Annotated in this window: 2 protein-coding genes; both read left to right on the top strand. The window is 60.4% G+C overall.

The window, feature by feature from the left end:
• The coding region (locus ACRC1E_RS14150) for a helix-turn-helix transcriptional regulator (protein WP_438515736.1) at window positions 1-614 on the top strand (614 nt) is incomplete at its 5' end.
• Between the two features lie 103 nt (window positions 615-717).
• On the top strand, window positions 718-2887 hold a 2170-nt coding region (locus ACRC1E_RS14145), incomplete at its 3' end, for a hypothetical protein (protein ID WP_438515734.1).

Genomic DNA, 2887 nt, shown 5'->3' with positions numbered 1-2887 from the left:
CCGCAGACAAGGTGCTGGAGGGGCAGGCCGGTGGCTTGGCGCACTGGCCAAATCAGGTCCGCCTGTTACCCAAGGGCCAACCGCTGCTGCCACCGCCGATTGATCCTGCCGTGCAGGATGCGGTGTATCAGGCGCTATTGGCCGGCCGGCAATTGCAAGTCAGCTATCGTCCGCGAGAGGCGACTGAAACCAAGTCCTACCCGGTCCACCCGCTGGCACTGGTGGTGCGCAACCAGGTCAGCTATCTGGTGTGCACCCTCAGGGACTACCCGCAGATCCGCCAGTTGCTGTTACACCGCATGCTGTCAGCACAGTTACTCAGCGATCCGGCAACACCACAGCCTGACTTTGATCTGGATAGCTATATCGCGGCGGGCAACTTTGGATTTTCACATGGCGGCATGGTCAGGCTGCATGCGGTCTTCGATGCCAGTGCCGTGCTGACGCTGGCCGAGACCCCCTTGTCTGAAGATCAAACCCTGAGCCCGCAAGCGGATGGAACAATTTTGCTCAGCGCCTGTGTTAACGATACCGGCGAACTCGACACCTGGCTGCACGGCTTTGGCAAATTATGTCGGGAATGGCGCAAGCAGGCGGTTGACGCTTCCCCCTGATGCAGATGGCTACACGCATGCGACATAAGCTGTCGCATGCGTACGTTGCAATGCCGGTACTACGCCACCGCGCCCACGCTATTGTCCCCCGCAGGAGAAGCCGATGACTTACCAATCCGGGTTTAAATTTTCAAAAGAGGAAGTCGCGTTCGGTCTGCCGCTCGCGCTGGCCGATGACGGCGGCGAGGTGATCGGCCCGCTGTATGCCTTGCAGGGTATTAGCGCTCAGATCGAGCTGATTGCGACGGCATTGCCTACGCTGAGTAGCGCGGTGGATAGCTATTGTTCGCATGCCATGCAAGGGCGGCTGAGTAAAAACAATACCCATCGCCTACGCCAGTCACTGCCCTATCTGGGCTGGGCTATGCCCCATGCCGCCAGTGGCATCATGACTGAGGTTTTTACCGGTCATGCCCCGCGACTCAAGTCGGTGCGCGACCCCAAGGCGCCGACACTGGGGCTGCCCCACTTACTGGTCTTGCGTGCCACCGGCCACCTGACGGCAGAGGGCAAACCAAGTGAGGCCCCGTGGTTGACCTTGATGGATGGCGTTGCGGCCTACCGCAGCTTACTGGCACGCAACCAGTTCGTCAGCTCGCCGCATTGCTGCACCTTGCTGGCACATTACGCGCTGGAATGGCCTTATCTGGTGGTGGCGCTGGAGCAGGTCGGGCGTGCATTGTGTGACTGGCCGCAACTGGACAAGCCGCAACGCATGACCGTACTGGAACAGCTGTGGGCCTGTGGCATCCTGCTCTTACTACCCGCACCACGCATGGCGCTGTCAGCTGAATTTCTGCAGCAACACTGTGCCATCGACCTTGGCGTCGCCATCGACGTCGCCGGTCTGCTACCAGAAGCCTTTGCCCTACCCGGCAACCTGTTTGCCAGCAGCCTGTACAACAAACTGCCCTCGCGCCATGAAGAAGTGGCGCAGCAGTTGAGCGCTCAGCACGATCAGGCCAGAGCCGGCCTGTTTTATCCCGACCAACTCGCCCTTGCGGCAACGGCAGCGGGCGCAGAGGAACAGGCCTGGGCCTCGGCCCCATTCAACCTCAGTCAGTGGCTGGCGCTCCTGACCCGCAATCTACGCAAGGTGTTTGCGACATTAAGCCCGGCGCAATGCCTGACCACGGACAAACCGATGTGGCTGACACGGGTTGATCCGCTGGATGCGCGCCTCTCCTGCAGCAAAGCTTGGACGCTAGGCGCCGTAGAGAACCTGCCGCCTAGTCCGGACCTGTGGCGTGGCCAGTTACTCGCCGACCAGCTTGCCCAGCAATTAATGACCGACTTGCTGACAGTGCTCCCGCCACGCGTCAGCCTCGACACCCGCGACCTGACGCTGACGGCACTGAAGCAGCCCCCCTCGCAACTGGATGCGTCCTTGCTGCATGACATCCTGCAGCCCTTAAGCACCCATTCCGGGCCTGACGCCGCAACCCTGCCATCATGGCTGACATTGGCTAGCCAGCTCGATGAAGGACTGGGGCAGCTGGATGCCCTGTATCAGGGGGAGACTTTACTTGCGCCGCAAGGCGAACAGCTGCAACTGAACCACCTGCTGCATGCGGCCTTGTCGGCCTGTAGCCACGCGATGTTGTTGGGTAGCGATGAAAACCAGTATGCCGCTATTTCAGGGCTACTCAGCGGCCTCGCCACCCTCGACGCCACGCACACGCCCTCACTGCAAGCGGGGATCCGTACCTTGCAGGCCAGTTTGGGCGCACACGACGAGAGTGCTGCAGATCACACCGCAGCCGTACTGGCTTTTTCTAACCGTTGGCAGCAAGCACTGGCCGGTGAACGGGCGCGGCAAGCTACATTGGGCGGTGACCGGCAAGCTTTACGCGAGAAACTAAGCCTTATCGTACAAGACTGGGTCGCCGCCACCTCCGTGCCACCCCATGCGGAAGTGGCGGTCATGCACCCGCCAACAGGCTGCACGACGCGTGACGAACACCATGCCGAACTAAACCGACTCAAACAACGCATTGATGGCCTAGAGCAGCAATTGAACACCAAGGACGCGCTGATCCATGACAAGGAAACCGAACTGGTGCGACTGCGCAAGATAGACCGCAGTCTGGAGCGCTATCGGCTACATAGCGCAAACCAGCCGCCCGCACGTGGACCGGTCACCGGATTTGCCGATATCAAGGCGCTAGCCAATGCCCTGCTAGGTACCATGGACGATACCAACCCGCTATCCGTGCTGGAAACCGCCGACAATTTCTGCCAAGGCAAACTCGAAATATTACCCAGTGCACTCA

It is taken from the genome of Craterilacuibacter sp., assembly GCF_051659485.1.
Taxonomy (GTDB): domain Bacteria; phylum Pseudomonadota; class Gammaproteobacteria; order Burkholderiales; family Chromobacteriaceae; genus Craterilacuibacter.
Note: the sequence above shows the minus strand (reverse complement) of the source record. Positions and strands in the feature narration are given on the sequence as shown.